Origin of the sequence: Microcoleus sp. Pol11C3, from assembly GCF_036701485.1 — a bacterium.
Lineage (GTDB): Bacteria > Cyanobacteriota > Cyanobacteriia > Cyanobacteriales > Microcoleaceae > Microcoleus.
Window position 1 is genome coordinate 1 of sequence record NZ_JAUBQW010000267.1, and the last position, 2,467, is coordinate 2,467.

Below are 2,467 nucleotides of genomic sequence, written 5' to 3' on the forward strand. Positions count from 1 at the left end.
GGGCGGGACGCCCATCCCACAATAACAATTAAAATTGTAAGTTATTTAATTCGCGATCCTTAAAACTTTCGCGAGCAAAAGATCGGAACTGTTAAAATCATAAACCTAGGTGCGGGAGTGCGGGAGAAAGGCGGGCAAAAGAAACCGGATTTCTGGCGGCAGCATCAAGTTATCCGTTGAGGGGCTAGGAGTGCCACCCCTCAATCAAATTTAGTCGCAGAAGGGGTCATTAGGCTTGTGATTCGGGTGCAATCGGGTGAGTTAGATGCGAAAATGACCGGGAGCAATCCGTGGAGAGCTCAAGCTGTAGTATGATTTCTAATTGCACAAAGTGTTCTTGGGGCGATCGCCAATTTTTCACATCTCCAACTGAGCGACTACTATTGATTAAACAGTGTCCGCAATCTTTTAGATCAACTCACTATAACTTGCGAGCTGATTTGCCAAAATACTTAAGAACACTGAATGTGCAGTTTAAATTAGAGGTTATAGGCTAATGGCGCAGCGGAACGTATACTCGTCAAAGGGCGAGCCAGAGGATGCACAATCAGCAGAAGAAGTCCTCCACTCAGTAATGCAAGAACTGGACGCTTTGCATGAAAATGTCAAAGGCCAGTTAAATCAGGACATTACTCGGCTACAAACTGAAAAAAATCACCTGATTGAGGATATTGAAGACCTGCGGGAGCAATATCGCAAATTGCAGTCTCAGCAAATGGAATCTCTGTCGGGGCGATACATTCAGCAGCAGCAATTGTGGCTGAAGCAGTTGGCTCAAGTTTTGGCTCACAATTTGCAAGATTTGTTGGTGCAGCGGTTCAACGAACTCAGCGCTAACTCGGGAAATTCTCTCAGCAGCCCTATTCCTAGCGGCGAGTTCCCCATACCCCTGCCGCCGAGCAACTACGACGAACGGGCCTCGGAGTTGCTGGCAGCGCTGGATGAAAGGATAGATCGCAGTTTCCAGATACTGGAACAAGATTTGAGCAGCTATGAAAGCGAGCTTTCCGTGCGGCTCAACAATATGAAAACCCTGGAACTGCAAGGGGAAGAGTTGTTACAAAATCTCGTAAACCGCATCAGAGAAGAACTCGAATCAGAAGAAGAATATCTTGAGAATCCTTTCGATGCTCAAGATTCCTATGTCGAGGAATCAAATAATTCTGTTAATTCTGTCCGGCCGCAACTTCTGCAAGCAACACGTGTGGAAACGCCGCGAGAACCCGTGCCACAGACTTCTTCAGCGCCTGCTGCACCTGTTAAAGCATCTTCTCAAGTACAGACAGGTTTGGTTCTGGCTTTGTCTTCGGCGGTGGTATTGGCGCTGTTTAATGTTTGTTTAAGACTTCTGATTAAAGGCAAAAATCCTCGGATGGTTTTTGGGTTGTTTGAATTTCCGGGGGTGGTAACTCCAGGTTTGGGAAATTCTTTGTTGATTTTGTTGATGCGGCTGATCGTGGTGATGGCTTTGATGCCGATATTGGCGACATTTCTGTATCCTTCTGTGTGGAAAGATATTAGACGGTTGTTCCAGTCGGGCGATCGAGCTTTGTGGAGCAAGGTTTTAGGAAGCGCATTTTTTCTGTTTTTGTCTCAGGTTTTGATTTATTTGGCGATCGGCAATATTCCGGTGGGGATTGCGATTACGATTTTCTTTATTTATCCGATCGTCACCGTACTGGGTTCTTGGATATTGTTTGGTTCTCGCCCCAGCAGAGTCGGTTTTTTGGCAATATTCGGGATTACCGTAGGTCTGATTTTAGCTGGGTTGCCGAGTTTTGCGGGCCCAGCTCCCGGCGGCGGCAATGTTGGAGTGGGAGTCACGGCTGCACTGGCTTCTGGGATTACCTTTGCAGGTTACGTATTGGTGACGCAAATGCCTGCGGGCAAGCTGCACCCAATTCCTTTTAGTTTAGTTAATTTCGCCGCGATTTTTGTATTTTCCTCCCTGAGTTTGTGCGTGCCAGTGTCGGAAAATTTTTCTCCTAAAATTGACCAAAATGTTTGGCCTGGTTTGATTATGGGAGGGGTTGTTTTAGGGGTGCTGACGCTGTTTAGTTATCTTTTGAGTAATTTTGCCAGCCGCTTTGCGGGGGCCACCTTAGCGTCAATAATTGGCACTTTGGGGCCGGCGATGACCGCACTTTTTGCGTTTATAATTCTCAATGAGAAGTTGCAGCCTGTGGCAATTCTGGGCATGGCTGTGGTGACATTGAGCGTGGCTGCTATGAGTGTGGAACGCATGACGGCTCCTCAGAAGAAGGCTAGTTAAGGCAAGAATTTGGGCGATCGTCCATTCCCAAACCCGGTTTCTTCAAGAAACCGGGTTTGGGAATGCCGAGACAAGATCAATAGGCTTATTGCATAAATCTTTGATTAATAGGGGAACCGTCATTGGTGACAAGTTAAGAAGAGCGATAGAAAGTCAAGAGGGACTTTCTTAACAAGCTCAAACGTGTGAAACTCA

General features: G+C 46.7%; 1 protein-coding gene. It reads left to right on the forward strand.

Going from position 1 to position 2,467, the window contains the following annotated elements; translation table 11 throughout:
- Positions 1-496 precede the first annotated feature (496 nt).
- Positions 497-2,272: an EamA family transporter gene (locus QUA40_RS28315; RefSeq protein ID WP_333131976.1), complete on the forward strand. Its 1,776-nt coding sequence runs from the start codon at positions 497-499 to the stop codon at positions 2,270-2,272.
- The last annotated feature ends 195 nt before the right edge of the window (positions 2,273-2,467 follow it).

Bases quoted from the DNA above. Each gene is read 5' to 3' on its own strand.
- QUA40_RS28315 (WP_333131976.1), top strand. From the start codon at position 497: ATGGCGCAGCGGAACGTATACTCGTCAAAGGGCGAGCCAGAGGATGCA.